Source organism: Stenotrophomonas sp. MYb57, assembly GCF_002966815.1.
Classification (GTDB): Bacteria; Pseudomonadota; Gammaproteobacteria; order Xanthomonadales; family Xanthomonadaceae; genus Stenotrophomonas; species Stenotrophomonas indicatrix.
Genome location: NZ_CP023271.1, coordinates 3,758,841 through 3,777,104 on the forward strand (window position 1 = coordinate 3,758,841; position 18,264 = coordinate 3,777,104).

Genomic DNA, 18,264 nt, shown 5'->3' on the forward strand with positions numbered 1-18,264 from the left:
ACCGATCACTTCTTTTCCTCCTTGCCCGCTTCAGCCTTCTGCTGTTCGGCAACCTCGGCCTCATCCAGGTAACGGTAGGTCTTGACCGTGCCCGACAGTTCCAGCGCACCGGCGCGGATGTTGCCGCCGGTCTTGTCCTTCGGCTTGAGGTTGATGTCGTGCATGGTCAGGATCACCACCCGCGGCAACGAGGCCACGCCGCTGACGAAGGCGCCGAACTGGTGATAACTGCCCACCATCCGCAGCTTGATCGGCTTCTCGGCGTAGAACTCCTTGATCTGCTCCTGTTCGGGCTCGAACAGCTCGTTGGCCAAGCCGCTGGACAACGCGGTCTGCGAGATGTCGATGATCAGGTCCGGCATTTCGGTCTTGCTGGGCAGCTGCCGCAGCATCTGCTGCAGCACCTGCTCCATCTGTGCCAGCTGCTGCTTCAACGGCTCAAGGTTGACCGCGCGTTCCTGTTCCTTGGTGAACTCGGCACGCAGCTCGGTTTCCCGCGATTCCAGGCCCGCCAGCTCCTCGCGCTTGCCACTGATCAGCAGCATCCAGAGCACGAACATGATGACCAGGGCGATCAGCGAGCAGAACACGATCTTCGCGTTCCTCGGCCAGTTGCCGATGTCGTTGAAGTCCAGGTTCTTGATGTCGACTTTCTTGCTCATGCGCGATCCCCCTGCAGCGGGGCGTGGAAGGCCTGCGGCGGCTGCGCCAGGCGGCTGCCCTCAGGCTTGGTGGCCGGTGCGGCTGGTGCAGGCTTGGCCGACGCAGGCGTCGCCGCCGGCGCTGGGGCCTGTGCAGGTGCGGTCGCAGGCGTGGCTGCCGGTGCCGGAGTCGATCCCGGCGCCGGTGCGGCAGCAGCCGGTGCGGCGGCGTCCGGCCCGGCGCTGAGCGGTGCGCCCGTCGGTGCCGCCGGCGTGGTGCCGGCCACGCTGCCATCCGGGTTCAGGCCCGGCGTGGCGCCTGCTTCCTCGCTCTGTGCGGGCAGCTTGACCTTGACCTTGAACACGTACGGCAATGCCTTGATGTCAGCCACCGGGCCGGTCGCGCGCCCTTCCTTGTCCTTCTCCGGCTCACGCGCCTCGATGATCGCCAGCTCCGGATTGGTCATCCAGCCGGAAACTTCGAGGTTGCGCATGTACGCCGAGACACGGGCGTTGGACTGGGTGCGGCCCTCCAGGGTCAGCACGTCGCCTTCCTGCTGCAGAGCGGTGAGCACCACACCATCGGGAATGGTGCGGACCAGCGCATCGAACAGGTGGACCATCTGCGAACGCTTGGCCTGCAGCTGCTCGATCACGGCCTTGCGGGCCAGCAGTCGATTCTTCTGCTCGTCGAGGCGGTCGATTTCCTTGTTCTGTTCCTTGACCTTGTCGATCTCGGTCTGCAGATAGGCATTGCGGTCATTCTGCCCGCTCACCTGCATGTCGTAGTAGAACCAGATCAACAGCGACAGCAGCAGGCCACCCAGGGCGGCCATGCCCAGCATGATGCCGAACTCGCGCTGGCGTTGCTTGCGCCGTTCGGCGCGCCAGGGCAATAGATTGAGGCGTGCCATCAGTCAAAGCTCCTCAGCGCCAGACCGGTCGCGATCATCAGCGCGGGGGCGTCCTGGGCCAGCGCGTGCGCCTGCACCTTCGGCCCCAGGGTCATCTGTGCCAGCGGGTTGGCGACCACGGTCGGCACACCCAGCTGTTCCTCGACCATCTCCGGCAGGCCTGCAAGGGCGGCACAGCCGCCGGCCAGCACGATGTGATCGACGCGGTTGAACTCGCTGCCGGCGTAGAAGAACTGCAGCAGGCGGCTGATCTGCTGGACCGTGGCTTCCTTGAACGGCTCCAGCACTTCCATCTCGTAGCTTTCCGGCAACCCGCCCTGGCGCTTGGCCAGACCGGCTTCCTCGTAGCTCAGGCCATAACGGCGCATGATCTCGTCGGTCAGCTGCTTGCCACCGAACACCTGTTCGCGGCTGTACAGGCTACGGCCACCGCGCAGTACGTTGAGGGTGGTCATGGTGGCGCCGATATCGACCAGCGCAACCACGCCCTCGGCCGAAACCGGCAGCTCGCTGGCCACCAGGGCGAAGGCGTTCTCGACCGCGAAGGCCTCCACGTCCATCACCTTGGCCTGCAGGCCACCCAGTTCCAGTGCGGACTGGCGCAGTTCCACATTTTCCGAACGCGAGGCAGCCAGCAGCACCTGGACCATTTCCGGGTTGTTCGGGATCGCCCCGATCACCTCGAAGTCCAGGTTCACTTCCTCGATCGGATACGGAATGTAGTTGACCGCTTCCAGCTCGATCTGGGCTTCCATGTCGTTCTCGTCCAGGTCGGCCGGCATCGGGATCACCTTGGTGATCACCGCCGAACCGGCCACGGCCGCAGCGGCCAGCTTGGCCTTGCTGCCGGAACGGTTCATCGCCCGGCGGATGGCCTCTCCCACGGCCTCCACTTCAACGATGTTCTTCTCCACCACCGCATTCGGCGGCAGCGGTTCCACGGCATAATGTTCCACACGGAAACGGTTGCCGCTGCGGGAAAGCTGCAACAGCTTTACCGCAGTCGAACTGATGTCGACGCCAATGAGCGGCGACTGACTTTTTGGGATGAGCCCCACGGTTTCTCCCCTGCCGACGGGCACTTGAACGCAAGAGCTGCGTCCGCGCATTAATAACGTATTCTTAGCAAATGGCAACCGCCCTGCTGTGACATCCCTCACAGGATGAACACGCAGCCCCTGGCGTCCCCTTGCACTCCCCAGTGCCGGCCCCAGCCGCCACCTTGCGTAATCTATACTCTGCGACCACGAAATTCGCAATCGGAATCTGACACCGATGACCCGTCTCCGCCGCTGGCTGCGCTGGATCTTTCTTGTTGTCCTGGTCCTGGCGCTGGTCGGAGCGGCCGCCGTTGGCGGCCTGTACTACGCCGTTTCTTCCAAGCTTCCCGACGTGCAGACCCTGCGCGACGTGGAAATGCAGGAGCCGATGTACGTCTACGCTGCCGACGGCAAGCTGATGGCGGTATTCGGTGAGACCCGGCGTACCCCCATCACCATGAAGGACGTGCCGGAGAAGCTGAAGCAGGCGTTCCTGGCCACCGAGGATGCCCGTTTCTACGAGCACGGCGGCGTGGACTACAAGGGCATCGGTCGCGCGGTGTGGCTGCTGGCCACCACCAACGACAAGCGCGTGCCCGGTGGCTCCACCATCACCCAGCAGGTGGCCCGCCAGTTCTTCCTCAGCTCCGAGTACAGCTATACCCGCAAGCTGGCCGAGATCCTGCTGGCGCGCAAGATCGAGTCCGAGCTGAGCAAGGACGAGATCTTCGAGCTGTACCTGAACAAGAGTTTCTTCGGCAACCGCGCCTACGGCGTGGCCGCCGCCGCCGAGTTCTACTACGGCAAGAAGCTGGGCGAGCTGGACCTGGACGAGATGGCCTCGCTGGCCGGCATCCCCAAGTTCCCGTCCTCGGGCAACCCGATCTCCAACCCGGAGCGCGCCCGCCAGCGTCGTGACAACTATGTGCTGCAGCGCATGGCCGACCTGAAGTTCGTCAGCCAGGCCGAGGCCGATGCGGCCAAGGCCGTGCCGATGCACGCCACCGCCCACGAGCCGCCGGTGCAGGTCGATGCCCCGTACGTGGCCGAGCTGGTGCGCCAGGAAATGATCGCCCGCTTTGGCGGCGACGTGGTCAACAAGGGCTACCACGTCACCACCACCATCGATTCGACCCTGCAGACCGCCGCCAACCTGTCGGTGCGCGACGGCCTGCTGCTGTACGACCATCGCCACGGCTGGCACGGCGTGGAGAAGCAGGTGCAGCTGGGCGCCGGCGATGACGCCGCGGCCCTGGCCGAGCACCTGCGCGGCATGTTCGGCCAGGCCGGCCTGCTGCCGGCCATCGTCGCCAGCACCGGCGCCGACGGCAGTGCCACCGTGGTGCTGGCCAACCGCAGCGAGATCGTGCTGCCGGCCGGCGCCGCCAAGTGGGCCAACAAGAGCCCGGCCAAGCTGGTGCAGCGCGGCGACATCGTGCGCGTGCGCGCCGGTGCCAAGGAGGGCGAATGGCTGCTCGACCAGCTCCCGCGCGGCCAGTCCGCCCTGGTTTCGCTGGACGCCCACAGCGGCGCCCTGAAGGCGCTGGTCGGCGGCTTCAGCTTCTCCGGCAACAAGTTCAACCGTGCCACCCAGGCCCGTCGCCAGCCCGGTTCGAGCTTCAAGCCGTTCGTCTATGCGGCCGCCTTCGACAAGGGTTACAACCCGGCCTCGATCGTGCTCGACGCCCCGGTCGTGTTCCGCGACCGCCGCGGCAAGACCTGGGCGCCGCAGAACGACGGCGGCGGCTTCCGTGGCCCGATGCGCCTGCGTGAAGCGCTGGTGCAGTCACGTAACCTGGTCTCGGTGCGCCTGCTTGATGGCATGGGCGTGGACTACGCGCGCAAGTACATCAGCCAGTTCGGCTTTGCCGAATCCGAGCTGCCGCCGAACCTGTCGATGTCGCTGGGTACCGCCTCGCTGACCCCGCTGTCGGTGGCCCGCGGCTATGCCGTGTTCGCCAACGGCGGCTCACGCGTGGACACCTGGCTGATCGACCAGGTCAACGACCGCGATGGCAACCTGGTGTTCAAGGAAAACCCGGCGATGGCCTGCCGCGACTGCGCCGGCAGCAGCGACCAGCCGGTGAACCAGGTCGTGGACGGCTTCAACTTCGGCGCCCCGGCACCCAAGGTCGATGCCACCGCCGCCACCAAGCCGGAAGCCAAGACCGAAACGCCGGCCGCACCCGCCAACCCGGACGCGCGTACCGCACCGCGTGCGATCGACGCCCGTACCGCCTACCAGCTGGTGTCGATGATGCGCGACGTGGTCCAGCGCGGCACCGGCGCGCAGGCCAAGGTGCTCGGCCGCGAAGACGTGGGCGGCAAGACCGGCTCCACCAATGATCACCGTGACGCCTGGTTCTCCGGCTTCGGCGGTCCGTACGTGACCACCGTGTGGGTGGGCCGCGACGACTTCCGCTCGCTGGGCTACCGCGAATACGGTGGCAAGGCCGCCCTGCCGATCTGGATCGACTACATGCGCACCGCGCTGAAGGACACCCCGATCGCACAGAACGAACCGCCGAGCGGCATGGTCCAGGCCACCCTCAACGGTGCGGTGGAGTGGGTGAAGGTGGAAGACATGGACCGCCTGACCGACTACGACCTCAACCTGCAGAGCACCCCGCAGGCTGACGCGGCCGCGTTCGATATCTTCTGAAGCCAGGCTGGGTGGGGTGCCAACCGCTGGTTGGCACCATGGCCCGACGTTGCCCTGGTAGTCGCCAACCTTGGTTGGCGCCGATGCATTCGCCGGGCATGGCCCGGCGCTACCCCGCTAGATGCCAACCTTGGTTGGCGCCGATGCATTCGCCGGGCATGGCCCGGCGCTACCATGCCGCACCCGTCGGGCACCCTCTTCCGGTAGCGCCGGGCCATGCCCGGCGAGCGGAGCGGCGCCGTTGCCTTCGCCCACGCAGATGTCACACGCCTGCGCTAGTCTGTGGCCAGGTCGCAACAGGGAGTCATCGCATGCACCGCGCTCACCAGCATGCTGTCAGCCAGACCCGCGAACGGCGTCATCGCCTCGCCCACGAAGCCGCCCGGCTGATGGCCGAAGGCGGAATCCGCGACTTCCACCAGGCCAAACTCAAGGCCGCCAGCCGCCTTGGCATCCACGACGATGCTTCCCTGCCCCGCAACGTCGAGATCGAACAGGCGCTGCGCGAGTACCAACGGCTGTTCTCCGGCCCGCAGCACGGCAGCGAACTACAGCGGCGGCGCGAGTCCGCGTTGCGGGCGCTGGAGTTCCTGCACGGGTTTTCGCCGCGCCTGGCCGGACCGGTGCTGGACGGCACCGCCGATGCCAACAGCCCCGTGCAGTTGCACCTGCACAGTGACGACCCGGAGGCCGTGCATCGCTTTCTGGACGAACATCGCATCCCCGCCGAATCGCGTACGCGGCGCCTGCGGATGGACCGTGAGCGCAACCTGGATGTGCCGGTGTGGGTGTTCAGTGCCGAAGACCTGACCTTCGACCTGGCCGTCCTGCCCTACGATGCGTTGCGCCAGGCCCCGCTGTCGCCGGTGGACGAGAAACCCATGCGGCGGGCGTCGGCCACGCAGTTGCGGCAGCTGCTGGCCGAGATGGAAATCACCGCCTACATCGGCGGTTGATCCTGGCAGAGCCGGGCCTGTGCCCGGCTCTGCGCCAAGAGCAGCCGAGCATGGCCCGGCGCTACTGGAAGATCAGCTGTTCCTGGGCAGGGGTTGCCAATCGTGCCAGCCACGGCACCGCCGCGCGGTACGGATACTCGGCCATCATGCGCGCATGCATCTTCTGCAGGTCATGCAGGTTCCAGGCGTGCGAATACACATCCTGGAAGTCATCGGCCCAGCCACTGCGCACGCGCGTGCGTTCGCCATCGAGGTTCGGCACCAAGTACCACGGCACCTGCAGGATCTCGGCGAGCGCCTTGTTGCGTACCGCACTCTCATGCCCCGACCGCTGCAGCTGTTCGATGCGGAAACTCACGCGGCGGCAAGGAAACGGCATGCAGGCACCGGTAGCGTTGATGTAGTCGGCGATGTCGGCGTACATGTCCGCCTGCAGTTTCATCGCCACCGGGTCCTGCAGCGTCTGCCGGACCCGCAACGTGCGCTGGGTGCTGCCGCGGATCTCCGCAGCACTGTAGAAGGGATCACCCGGAGTGGTGCCGCCGTGGCGCACCAGAACGATGCGGTGGATCGCTTCGTCGGTCAGCACTTCCACCCGCACGGCTGCGGCCTCCGGATGGATGCGCGGCTGCGGCACGTTCACCACGCGCCAGAACCCCCACACCATCAACCCCATGCAGACCATCAGCACCAGGCAGGCCAGCGTCCACGTATCCATGTCGTGGGTGAAGTAGCGGATGCGGGCGCGCCACAGGTAGTAGCGCCGATAGGTCATGAAGCGGCTCATGAAGCGATACATTGCAACCTCCTCTGCAATGGCCCCGGCGCGGCGGGGCTCGTTACGCGCACCACACCGGGGCGCCATGGCTTACCAGCCGATGCCCACACCCACGCCCATGCTGCGTTCACCGCTGTTGGTGAAGGCACCATTGAGGCTGAAGGTGGCTGAGCCCTTGTCGTTGAGTACGCGCTGGTAGCCCACCGCCATGGCCGACTCGCCCTCGGCGTAGCCCACGCCCGCGCCGAGGCGGTTGTAGGTGGCCAGGCCGGCGGTGTTCATGGCCATGGCCGTCTGCGCACTGCTCATCGCCGCCATGCGGTTGAAGCGCTTGTCCATCTTGTCCAGGCGGCGCTCGAAGTTGCTGATCGCACCATCGGTGTACTCGTTGGCGCGGGCCAGCATCTTTTCCAACTCGGCGGTGTCGACCTGCGGCGTGGGCGAGGGTGAATCGTCCTTCTTCGACTTCGGCTGCGGTGCAGGCGAAGCGCCCTCGCCTGCCGAAGCGACCTGCGGCGAACCGCTGGCTTCCGGGCTTGGCATGATCTCTTCGGTCGGCGCCGCCGATGCCGTGGCCATTGCACGCGCCTGCGGCTGGCCGTCCACGCGTTGCTCCAGGCCATCGATGCGACCGTTGAGCTGCTGCTGCGCGGCATGCAACTGGCCACCGTTGACCGCCTCGCGGCTGCCGGCGGCGATCAAGCCGTTGGCGACGTTGGAGATGACCATGCCGTTGGCACCCGCCAGGGTGAGCTGGGCGGTGCCGTCGCTGCGGATGGACGGAGATTCCTGGAACACCGAGCGGAGCTGGGTTTCCACACTGTCGACACGGGAGTGGGCAGTGACTACGGCCGAGTCGAGCGTGGCGAGGGCTTCGTTGATGGTGTTCTGCTGCTGGCCCTGGACGTTGAAGCCGGGGGTGACGACACGACCATTCTCATCGAGACCCGCACCGCCCCCAAGTGCAGCTAGCGACTCGCTCAACTGTGCCACGGTGACTGCATCATGCTCACCAGTGCCACGACCAAGGTTCACCAAACGGCGTTTAACCGAGCCGTTACCGAATGAAGCCGTATTTGATTCGGTCGCGATTGAGTAGGAACCCAGCGCGAGCGCTCCATCAGCGCCTGCTACCACACGACTCGACGCGCCAAAGGCCACACCCTTGTTCGCATAGACATTCGAACCAACGCCCAGGGCAAACCCGCTCTCAGCAGAATCGGCCACGTTAGATCCCCGGCCCAGCGCAACTGAGTTCTCCCCTTCTGCAATCGAGTAACTCCCGATGGCCACACCACCTTCAGAGCCGATGGACGCCTTGGCGGAATCCCCCAATGCGACACCGAGGAAACCAGCCTCCGCATCATTGCTCAGGCCGTCAAATCCCACGCTCAGGAAACGCCCCGTCTGCTCCAGCTCTCGCACGCGCAGGTTTGTGGAGAACAGCTGCCCACCGTTCACAACATCCCTACTCCCAGGTGACAGTTCACCATCTGATACACCCGTCAGCATGGCGCCGCCGTAGTCGATCACGCCGTATGCGTCCCCGGCAATTGAAGGACCAAATCCGCCTGCATCAAGCAGTGCATTCAGTTCGCTTCGGTTCCGATCAATATCCTGCTTGACTGCAAACAGCTGACTCCCAGTCACCGCATCACGACTACCCGCAGCAATGCGACCATCAGCCAGATTCGACAGAACCATGCCCTGCGCACCAGCCAGGTTCACCTGGCCGATTCCTTCTGCGCTGGTTGATGGCGACTGTTGGAATGTCGCACGCAGCTGGCCTTCGACGCCATCTACTCGGCTATCGGATCTGAGCACTGCGCCATCGAGAACAGCTAACGCGTCACCCACATTGCTCTGCGTACCACCCTGCACGTTATAGACGGGAGCTATCACGCCACCTTGGCTGCTCAACCTCGCACCACCTCCTAAGGTGGAGAGGGATTCAGACAACTGGACGATGGCAACAGCTTCGGCTTCGCCAAGTCCTCGAGAAACGCCGGTCAGCCTTCGACGGATGCTGTCGTTGCCAAAAGAAACGGTGTCAGGTTCTGATGCAATCGACCCATAGCCAACTGCGACACTATTATCTGCTCCCACCTGCACCTGACTTTCCGCGCCCAGTGCCACCCCTCGGTTCGCGCTGACAGATGTGCCAACGCCCAATGCAAATCCACCCTCTGCACTTTCAGCAACGTGCGCTGCGCGACCTATGGCGGTGGAGTTCTTTCCCGCCGCGCGAGAAAACGCCCCTAGCGCGACTCCACCTTCACCACCGACGGTCGCTTCGGCCGAGTCACCGATTGCAACTGCTCCCACTCCTGCGGCCGATGCTCGTTGGCTGCCACCTATACCGATTGATACAAACTTTCCAACGCTCTCAAGTGCCGCGATCTTCTCATTAGCCGCAAACAACTGCCCACCATTCACCGCATCGGTACTGGCCGCCGAGCTCACATCTCCCGCCGCGACTCCCGATACTCGCGCACCTTCCATGTCCACAAGCAGGCGATCGGCACTGAACTTCACCACCCCATCCAGATCCGGATCAAAGTTGTCCACGTCCGTACGAAGCTGATCGATGTCGGCGCGGTTGGTCGCGACGCGCTGGTCCTGTGCCGCCAGGGCCTGGGTATGCGTTGCCAGCTGCTGGCCGTGCAGCACCAGTGACTGGCCCTGCGTGGAAACAGACTGGTTGGTGGCATGAAGCTGCTGCCCGGTCACGACATCGGTACTGGTACCGCTCAGCACGCCGTTGGCAACGTTGTTGACGCGCCGCTTCGCGCCGTCCTTGTTGGCCACATCCACCACGGTGCCAGTGTTGTCTGCGCCCAGGCGCACATTGCCCGTGGCCGATACCTGGCTGACCAGACCACTCAACGCCGTGGCCCTGCCCAGCGCGTTGTCCGCGGCGGTCCTGGCGCCGGTTGCGGCCGTCTGCGCGGCATTGGCCGCATTCTGTGCAGTCGTCACATTGGCATTGGTAGCGTTGAGCTGCTTGCCGGTCACGGCCTCGGTGCTGGACGTACTGAGCGTACCGTCGGCCAGATTGACCAGCTTGCGCTTGATGGCGCTGTTGCCAACGGAAATCTGATTGGCAGCGCTAGTCTGCGAACCATTGCCCAACGCCACCGAACCATTGTGCTGAGCCAGGGAGCGATCACCAATGGCCACGGCACTTTCGGCCGAGGCCCTGGCCAAATTGCCCATGGCCGTCGCGTAGAGGCCGCTTGCGTGGGTACCGCGCCCGAGTGCGGTGGAATGCCCGGCGCTGGCCTTGCTCTGATATCCGATCGCGGTGGCGTGAATCACATCCGCCGACGCCTCATGGCCAACGGCAATGGCACGATCACCCACCGCGCTGGCCTGCAACCCTGCCGCAACAGCACCGTTGCCGCTGCGTGACATTGCCCCCACCGACACGCCCCCATTGGCATTGGCAACACGGTTCCCGTCCTTGTCCACGCCAGACCTTGCGTCGTCACCCAGCGCGACGCTCTTGCCGTTGTAGCCCCTGGCGTTGCGTCCCACTGCGGTGCTGATGCCATAAGCATTGGACTCTGCAAGCGCACCGCCCCCCAACGCAAGCGCTTCTGCATTGAGTCGCCGGTCGACTGCATCAACACCGGCCTTTGCCTCAGTCGCCGTTGCCGCCGCGGTCGCCACCGATGCATTGGTCGTATGCAACTGGTTGCCGGTGATCGCGTCGGTACTGCCCGCCGCAATCACGCCATCGGCGAGGTATTGGATCCTGCGCTTGTTGCTGCTGCTGCCCACCGACACCGTATTGGCGCTGGAGGTCACCGAGTTGGCGCCCAGCGCAACCGAATTTCCGTGCGTGACCGTTGCCCCGCGACCAAGCGCGATCGTACCGCTGCTGCTTGTCTTGGCCTGATAGCCGATGGCAACGCCGTCATGCGTGGAACTGGCGCTCCCACCCAGGGCGATGGCACCCGTCCAACCGCTGGTGCCCGCGAAGGCGCCTGCACCGATGGCGATGCGGGAGATGCCCGAGCCGGACGCTGTGCGAGCGCCCCCGCCCAACGCAACGGTATCATCGCCATCAGCCGTTGACCCAATGCCCATCGCAAGCGCACGATTACCCACTGCTTGGGCAGCGTTGGCATTGGTCGCCGCGGTCCCCGTCGCCAGCAACTTCTGACTCTGGCTCACGCTGGCCAGCGCCTGCTGGGTAGCATGCAGCTGCCTGCCGGTCACTGCATCGCTGCTGTTGGCGTCGACCGCACCGTCGGCAAGGTATACGATTTTGCGCCGCATGCTGCCGTTACCGACCGACACCTGATTGTCGCCGTAGTCGTTGGAGTCAGCCCCCAGTACGACGGAATTGCGTCCGGAAGCTAGCGCACCACTTCCCAGTGCGACCGCGTTATGCGCGTATGACTTCGCATCGTTGCCCACCGCGACTCCGCCGAGCTCCCAAGCGACCGACTTGTGCCCAAGCGCGGTCGCGTATTGCCCATTGGCATTGGCCTGGTAACCGAGTGCCGCGCCGTAGCTGTTGGAGAATGCCCATACACCGACCGCGACCGCCCTGTCACGGGCACCGGCGTACGAACCGAGCTGGACGAAATCGCTGTAGGCCAGCGGAAGCGCGTTCGCGCGCGAGAACGCTCGCCCGCTGGGAGCGGTGGCGGCATCTTCGTGCGCAAGCATGGCGCTTGTGTTGAACGGGCCAAAGGCAGCGTAGAGGGCATCTTCCGTCCACTCATCAGCGCTTGTATCGGAATGACCCGCTGTGGCTGCCATGACCGATGCCGGCAGCATGGCCAGCATCAGCGCCAGTCCGGGACCACGCGATGGGTGCCTGCGCGTGCCGCGCGCTGCCGCCAGTTCGCTTGCAACCACCCAACATTGGCGGGCGGCGGACCAGAGTCGTCGATAGATCTTGTTCATGGGATTCTCCTTAACAAACGGAACAGAAGGAACCGCTGTGGCACCAAGCCACAGCGGCGAGATGCACTCAGAGCGCGACGTTGTGCACGTGCTCGCGATAGCCATCGCGGGTCAGCCGATAGCGCAGCTGCAGCGTGTGGCCCGGCTGCAGGGGAAATGGCAGTTCCAGCGCGCTGCCGGGGTACAGGCTGCGCGAGACGTCATGCGCGGTGCAGCGCGCGCCATCGCAGTCAGCGATACTGGTGATGCCCACGCGTACCGTGCCGGTGTTGCGCAGCTGGTTTCCCTCCACCTGCACGTCCATCGTCGATTGCGCGGGTAGTACATTGACCAGCGCGCCCCATACCAGGCTGACGCCGACATTGGCCTGGGCCTTCTCACCCTCGCCTGCCGGGTCTGCACGTTCGGGGCCGCGCACGCCCTCGAAGTACACGCGGTATGCCGTTTCCTTTTCGACTGGCTGCAGCGGAATCACACGGATCAGCCGGTTGCCGCCACCGGCCAGGGCGAACTTTCCCGGCGTGATGGCGATGGCGGCCTCATTCGGCTCCACCTCAACCTCCTGTTCACCTGCCCCCGCCGGGTCGACGATGCGCTTGATCGATGCCTGCACGTACTGCGGTTGGGTGGACTGCGAGTAGATGCGTATCTGTGCGCCTTTCTTCGCGTCTACCGACGTACGCATGGGGTGCACGGTGAGATTGGCATGGGCAGGCAACGCCATCAGCAGTGACAGCGGCAGCAGGCAGCGGACTAGGGGTTTCATCGGGGACTCCATGTGGGGTTCAGGGCGTGACGGTGGGAACACGTAGTTCCACCTTGAGATCGCCGCTGTAGTAGCCGGGGCGCTTGGTGCTGACCGGCACGCGCGGTGTTTCCAGCGTCAATGGCGTAGGCACGCAGAACACCGGCTGCGTCATGCCGGGCAGCAACACCAGCCGCAGCCGAGCGGTATCGATGCCGTGCAGCAACTGCTCCACACCATTGCGCATGGGCAGCGCGCTACCGTTGTGATCCAGGGTGACGGTGTAGTCCACGCGCTGGCTGGCATCACTGCCGCCATCGACGTGCCATACCGAGTAGCCCGAGGGACCGGGAGGTTGCGCGCCGCTGTCACGCACGGTGACGCCCAGGTAGCTGCTCTGCGAGCCAAGCCCGTCGTACAGGCACATGTCGAGCTGGGTACGGCCACCGATGGTCTGCGCGATCGGGTCGTACTGCAGGTTCAGACCGATGTGCGGGGTGACCTGATCGAAAAGCGGGAAGTAGATGGAGACCGCGTTGTGGTCGGTGATGGTGAAGTCGAAGGAGAACGAGTAGTCCGCAAGGTGCTGGTGGGGCGGCATTCGTAGCGTCAGGTCCAATACGGCCGACCAGTGACCCGCTACAAGCTGGCTCAACTGACCGGAAGTCAGCCTCATCTCGACGGATGTGCCCACGCGATCAATACCCGCGCACGAGCCGGTGGTGGAAGACCAGACTGGCCGGAGCGGCCCGGACCAGTAGTCAAAGCTGCAGGCGAACGTAGCGTCGATACGACGGATGGCAGCGGTGACTTCCACATCCACCTCCATACCGCTGCGACTTTCCGTGAACCTCAGTGGGATTGTGCTAACGGCCCCTACGCTATCCTCCAAGGTGTCATTAGTCGGGCACTTTCCGCGTTCCGAGCTGGAGTTCGAGCTGCACGTCATGAACATATGACCGTAGCCCAGCGTGCCCTGCTCCTCGTATCCAAATACGGTTTTGGATGGCCACAACTCGATATCTCCCGGCATCGCAGAGCGATCCCAACTCATCACGATGTCCCGGTGCTCGCTCGACGGATGCGTCTCCGGCGGCTGTTGCGCCATCGCCCGTGGCACCAACAGCACCAGCCCACACAACACCGCCATCACCCACCACAACCGACGGCTCACTTCGCACCTCCCGCTGCTGCGGTCTGTGGCGTGGCGGCGATCAGCGCCTGCTCCTGCAGCAACCGCGTCACCCGTGCCTGGTGGCGGATGTCGGCGGGCAGCTGGGCCACGGCCAGCGGCTCGCACTGCACGGCGCCTACCAGCATCACCACGCTGCGGCGCTCGCGCACCTGCAGCGGGCAGTGCAGCAACCGGTCGTCCTGCAGCAAGTACAGGGTCTTCTCGCGTCGTGGGAAGTCGGCCACGAAACCTCCATTGCTGCCGGTGCCGGGCACCGGCGCGTTGAGAATGCGGGCACCGCGCAGCGGTGCGCCGGCGATGTCCTGGGCGTTGCCGATGAAGGTGTAGGTCACTTCAATCGGCACCGGCATGCGCACCAGCCGGCCCGGTGGCAGGAACAACGGACGCGCGCCGCCCACACCGCTCACGCGCACGGCGGCGATGCTGTCCAGGGCGCTGGCGTCCTGCACTTCAGCGCGGTGCGACTGGTAGGCGGAAATCGGCAGCAGCCGGCGCTCGCCCAGCTTCAGTCGCTGTCGACGCAGCCCGCCCACCTGCAGCTCGGCGGCAACGCCGCTCAGGTCCAGGTCGTCGGTGTCATCCACCTGCACTGCCAGCCCCGCGTCGGCGCCAGCGCCAGCGCCCCAGTACACGCCGCGCTTGCCGATGGCCAGGCCGGAACTGTGCGTGGCGCTGTACGCCACTTCGTTGCCACCCTGGTGCTGGTAGCGCGACACCGTGGCACCGGTCTGGCCGATGCGGTTCTGCAGCTGGGTACTCAGCGTGGCGCTGTAGCGCTCGTTGTTGTTGCCGCGCAGTTCGCCCGATACCTCGCGGTACTGATCCTCGTATTCCTGGCGCAGCGTCTGCCCGGCGCTGTAGTTGATGTCCGGGCGCGCATGCTGTGGTTGCCGCACGTCCACGCCATAGCGTCGCTGCGAACTGCCGCGGTCATCGTGCTGCAGGCGGTTGAGGCTGAAATTGAGATAGATGCCGCGGTCACGTCCATCGCGCAGCCCACCGCCGCTGGTCTGCTGCCACACGCCGATGCGGCTGGAGACGCTGAACTCGCCCCAGCGCTGGCTGCGGCTGTAGCTGGCCTGCCAGGTGCGGCTGAGCTGCGGTATGCGCGTGGGCTGTGGCATCCACGGCGGCAGCAGCGGGTCAAGCCCGGCCAGCGGATCATCATCCAGCCCCGGCCGCACGGTGCCTGCACGCCAGGTCTGGCGGCGCGTATAGGCCACGTAGGCGTTGCCGCCGGCCACCGGCAGCGCCATCGAGGCGCTGAGCGAATCGGCGCAGCCGAGCCGGTCGCGCGCGTCATCCTCGAACTGGCAGGCACGGCCGCGCATGCGCTGGTGGTACACATTCCACGAAGCACGGCGACGGTAGGAAAGCTGATGCTGCTGGCCACGGCTGCCATCGCTGCCGTGCATGCCACTGAAGGTAGCGCGGACTTCCTGGGTGGCAAACACATGGCGCAGGTCCACCCGCAGTTCGCCGTAGCTGAAACCGCCCAGATCGGCGATGCCAGCGGTCATGGCCACGTTGCGCCCCATCGGCACGCGCAGGCCGCCCATGGCCGCCAGTTCGTCGTCGAAGCGGTCGCTGCGCCGCTCGTTACGGCGGCCCCCCTGCAGGAACCACTGCACGCTGCTGTCGGTCCAGTCACCGCCCTTGTCGAACGGCGCGTCCTCGTTGCGTACCAGCACGCCGTCTTCGTAGATGCGCAGGCTGACGGTGTAGTTGCCCAAGGGGAACCGGCGCGTATCGAGCTGGTTGATGCCTGCCTGCAGGTAGAAGGTCTGCAACAGGCGCTCGCCATCGAACGCATCCACACGCGCATCGCGCGCCAGCAGCACGGTGAGGGGCGTGGCCTGCACGGCGGCGGCGGAGTCCACGTAGGCCTGCGTGGTACCCAGCCGCAGGCCCTGGAAGCGATCCATCGGCAGCATGCTGAAACTGAAGGTGCCGCCCTGCGGGCTGCTCAGGTTGCGGCGGTCCATGCGCCCGGCCTGCAGGTAGTGCTGCTGGCCCAGGTCATGGCGGTAGTAGGCGTTGTCTAGCTGGAAACGGCGGCTGGCAAGACCGCCGCGGTAGTGCTGCTGGCTGAAGGTCCAGTCGGCGGACAGGTGCCCGCGCTGGAACACGCCCAGTGCGCCCATGCCCTGCGCGGCCAGCGCCTGGTAGCCCCGGCCACCGCTGACATTGAAGGTGTGCTGGTGCAGGAAGGCGTTCTCGGCATTGGCGCTGACCTGGTGGTAGCGCTCGGCGGCCGGCTCGCCGGGGATCCATTGGCGGGCGACAAACAGGCGCACAGCGCCCTCGCCTTCGTCATACAGCGCGCGCACGGCAGTGGGCTCCTGGGGAGGATCGATGTACCCGCAACCGGCACTGGCACCGCCGTAACGGCATGCCAAGTGGCTGTTGCGCGGCAGGGGCTGCGACAACGCCGGCAGCAGCGCTGCCTGCGCTTCGGCGGACAGCTGCAATGCCTGCAGCGCCTCGGCCGGGGTTTCCAGCTGCACGTGTTCCAGGGTCACGCGCACCGGCACCAGCCCGGTCGAACGACCGAACAGACGGATCTCCAGTTGTTCGGTCTGGCCTTCGACCAGATCCTCGAAACCGGCGGGAACGCCGCGCGCCGCGACCAGAGGTGTGGCCAGCGACAGGGCGAGCGCGACCGCCAGCCGGGTGACGGCGGGTGCGGGAGCATTCATGGGGATTACCGGAAGCAGCCGGCCCGGCAAGCGGGCCGGCGCGGGTGCCTTACGGGCTGGTGGTCTTCTGCTGCATGGCGATGGTGACGATGCCTTCGTAGCTGCCGCCGCGGGCGATCGGCGCCTGGACGGTCTGTGCAATACGCAGCGCCAGCGGGATCGATGCGCCCGGCAGTGCGCCGTCGAACAGGTCGGTTGCGGTGAAATCCTGTGCGGCCACGGTCAGTGCCTTGCCATTGAGGCTGACGGTCAGCGGCACCGGCGTGCCGCCGCCATCGGTGTTGAGCAGCTGCGGGGTGCTGCCAACACGCACTTCGATGTCCTTGCTTTCATCGTTGGAGTAGATGCGCACCTGCTGCGACCAGGGCACCAGGCCGCTGACCGGGTTGTGGACCATGTTGACCACCGAATCCAGCGCAGTGCCATCGGCCTTGAGCAGGGCCAGGGTCGGATCGACGTTGGCCCAGACCTTGATGTCGGCATCGAATGCATTGGCGGACAGCGAAACGGTAGCCAGCGCTGCAGCGAGCGCGGCCTTCTTCAGGATGGAGTTCATGGTGTCTCTCTCGGACGGTGGGATATGAGGCCTCCAGTGCGGAGGCATCACCCGCCTGCGTGGGGGCGGGCGACGGAGAGAATGGTAGGTACGCCTACCCTGCGACGGCCATTCAACCATTCCTAAATAGCTGAACGTTAAGGAAATTCTTTGAAGGCGTTCAATGTTTGAGGGTTATGCAAATTTCCTCATCCGGTCTTTGCAACAAACCTCATTGCGAGACATGCACTTTGCAGAGTCGAGCCATGATCGGCGCACGGGTGCTCGTGCTGAACACTGGTGGCCAATCCTGGCCACCAGCGTGCCCTGCAGCGCCACAGGCTGGTCGTCACGCTGGTCGCGGATGCGATGATCCGAAAAGATGTGGAAACGACCTCCCGTGCCAGAAACCATTCATCCCGGAACCGACGCCTCTTTCAGGAACGATTCCATGGCCGCCACCAGGGCCAGCGGCGTTTCGTTCATCGGGTAATGCCCGGCATCCTCCAGGACCTCCATCGTGGCCTGCCGGTAGCGGCGCAGATAGGTGCGCTCCATCAGTGCGCGGTTGAAGGTGGGATCGTGCGCACCCACCAGCACCTTCAACCGATGCTTGCCGACGATCTCATTGCTGAAATCGGTATCCGCCCATGCTGGAAGATAGGCAGCAAATGCTGCAGGTGAAGCGTGTGCCGCCGAATACGCGGCCTTCCAATCGAGCCATTGCGCTGGCAGCCGCCCGCCGGTACTGCGATCGATGATGGTCCGACGCATGCCTACGTCCTCGGCTGCCGTTTCAAGCAGGCTTCGCGTCGCGGCGTCGTAGGCAATGCCGCCGCAGGGCACCGGCGCAATGGCCACCATGCCGTGTACCCGGTCCGGCGCAAGCAACGCCATACGTTCAATGGCCATGCCGCCCATCGAATGACCCGCCACGCTGAAGCGTTCGTGGCCCAGGGCGGCCATCAGATCCAATGCATCGGATGCAATCTCGCCGATGGTATAGGCCCCCCGTGCATCGCGCATGCCGCCGTAGCCCCGGCAGTCCATGAAGATGTAGCTGAAGTCGTCGCGCGACAGCCATGGCTCGATGGGCTCGAACGCGTGCGCGTCGCCGAACCAGCCGTGCAGCACCAGGACAGCATGGGGTCCGTGTCCCACGCGATGGAAAGTATTGGT

Annotated in this window: 12 protein-coding genes; 2 read left to right on the top strand and 10 right to left on the bottom strand. The window is 65.3% G+C overall.

The features are described 5' to 3' along the window. Positions 1-5 precede the first annotated feature (5 nt). Genes pilO through CLM74_RS17205 form a run of 3 tightly spaced genes read right to left on the bottom strand, consistent with a single transcriptional unit; the run spans position 6 to position 2,613 of the window. Complete coding sequence (pilO, locus tag CLM74_RS17195; protein ID WP_025874231.1) at positions 6-662, bottom strand: type 4a pilus biogenesis protein PilO; 657 nt, start codon at positions 660-662, stop codon at positions 6-8. After that, positions 659-1,555: a PilN domain-containing protein gene (locus CLM74_RS17200; RefSeq protein WP_105164581.1), complete on the bottom strand. Its 897-nt coding sequence runs from the start codon at positions 1,553-1,555 to the stop codon at positions 659-661. The genes pilO and CLM74_RS17200 overlap by 4 nt, the downstream gene beginning before the upstream one ends. Beyond that, positions 1,555-2,613, bottom strand: coding sequence for a pilus assembly protein PilM (locus CLM74_RS17205; RefSeq protein WP_032951624.1), 1,059 nt, complete (start codon positions 2,611-2,613; stop codon positions 1,555-1,557). The genes CLM74_RS17200 and CLM74_RS17205 overlap by 1 nt, the downstream gene beginning before the upstream one ends. A gap of 217 nt (positions 2,614-2,830) precedes the next feature. On the opposite strand from CLM74_RS17205, the gene CLM74_RS17210 reads away from it, so the two are divergent. Continuing rightward, positions 2,831-5,257, top strand: coding sequence for a penicillin-binding protein 1A (locus tag CLM74_RS17210; RefSeq protein WP_105164582.1), 2,427 nt, complete (start codon positions 2,831-2,833; stop codon positions 5,255-5,257). Positions 5,258-5,568: 311 nt separating this feature from the next. Then, positions 5,569-6,213: a hypothetical protein gene (locus CLM74_RS17215; RefSeq protein WP_059064965.1), complete on the top strand. Its 645-nt coding sequence runs from the start codon at positions 5,569-5,571 to the stop codon at positions 6,211-6,213. 61 nt (positions 6,214-6,274) lie between these two features. Here the strand turns inward: CLM74_RS17215 and CLM74_RS17220 are convergent, their stop codons facing one another. From CLM74_RS17220 to CLM74_RS17250, 7 genes are all read right to left on the bottom strand, one after another. Beyond that, on the bottom strand, positions 6,275-7,012 hold the full coding sequence (locus tag CLM74_RS17220) for a hypothetical protein (RefSeq protein ID WP_032977004.1): 738 nt from the start codon (positions 7,010-7,012) through the stop codon (positions 6,275-6,277). Positions 7,013-7,081: 69 nt separating this feature from the next. After that, positions 7,082-11,911 carry an ESPR-type extended signal peptide-containing protein gene (locus tag CLM74_RS17225; RefSeq protein WP_105164583.1) on the bottom strand — a complete coding sequence of 1,610 codons (4,830 nt, stop codon included), beginning with the start codon at positions 11,909-11,911 and terminating at the stop codon, positions 7,082-7,084. A 67-nt stretch (positions 11,912-11,978) separates the two neighbouring features. After that, complete coding sequence (locus CLM74_RS17230; RefSeq protein WP_105164584.1) at positions 11,979-12,677, bottom strand: pilus assembly protein; 699 nt, start codon at positions 12,675-12,677, stop codon at positions 11,979-11,981. 19 nt (positions 12,678-12,696) lie between these two features. Further along, a complete protein-coding gene (locus tag CLM74_RS17235) occupies positions 12,697-13,830 on the bottom strand; it encodes a CfaE/CblD family pilus tip adhesin (protein WP_234003381.1) in 1,134 nt (377 codons plus the stop codon). Next, a complete protein-coding gene (locus CLM74_RS17240; protein ID WP_105164586.1) occupies positions 13,827-16,550 on the bottom strand; it encodes a TcfC E-set like domain-containing protein in 2,724 nt (907 codons plus the stop codon). The genes CLM74_RS17235 and CLM74_RS17240 overlap by 4 nt, the downstream gene beginning before the upstream one ends. Before the next feature lie 49 nt (positions 16,551-16,599). Continuing rightward, complete coding sequence (locus tag CLM74_RS17245; RefSeq protein WP_105164587.1) at positions 16,600-17,106, bottom strand: CS1 type fimbrial major subunit; 507 nt, start codon at positions 17,104-17,106, stop codon at positions 16,600-16,602. A gap of 393 nt (positions 17,107-17,499) precedes the next feature. Then, positions 17,500-18,219, bottom strand: coding sequence for an alpha/beta hydrolase (locus tag CLM74_RS17250; RefSeq protein ID WP_234003382.1), 720 nt, complete (start codon positions 18,217-18,219; stop codon positions 17,500-17,502). Positions 18,220-18,264: the final 45 nt, after the last annotated feature.

Excerpts from the sequence above, each read along its gene's own strand:
- CLM74_RS17215 (WP_059064965.1), top strand. The coding sequence starts at position 5,569 with ATGCACCGCGCTCACCAGCATGCTGTCAGCCAGACCCGCGAACGGCGT.
- CLM74_RS17230 (WP_105164584.1), bottom strand. The coding sequence starts at position 12,677 with ATGAAACCCCTAGTCCGCTGCCTGCTGCCGCTGTCACTGCTGATGGCG.
- CLM74_RS17225 (WP_105164583.1), bottom strand. The coding sequence starts at position 11,911 with ATGAACAAGATCTATCGACGACTCTGGTCCGCCGCCCGCCAATGTTGG.
- CLM74_RS17200 (WP_105164581.1), bottom strand. The coding sequence starts at position 1,555 with ATGGCACGCCTCAATCTATTGCCCTGGCGCGCCGAACGGCGCAAGCAA.
- CLM74_RS17245 (WP_105164587.1), bottom strand. The coding sequence starts at position 17,106 with ATGAACTCCATCCTGAAGAAGGCCGCGCTCGCTGCAGCGCTGGCTACC.
- CLM74_RS17210 (WP_105164582.1), top strand. The coding sequence starts at position 2,831 with ATGACCCGTCTCCGCCGCTGGCTGCGCTGGATCTTTCTTGTTGTCCTG.
- pilO (WP_025874231.1), bottom strand. The coding sequence starts at position 662 with ATGAGCAAGAAAGTCGACATCAAGAACCTGGACTTCAACGACATCGGC.
- CLM74_RS17220 (WP_032977004.1), bottom strand. The coding sequence starts at position 7,012 with ATGTATCGCTTCATGAGCCGCTTCATGACCTATCGGCGCTACTACCTG.
- CLM74_RS17240 (WP_105164586.1), bottom strand. The coding sequence starts at position 16,550 with ATGAATGCTCCCGCACCCGCCGTCACCCGGCTGGCGGTCGCGCTCGCC.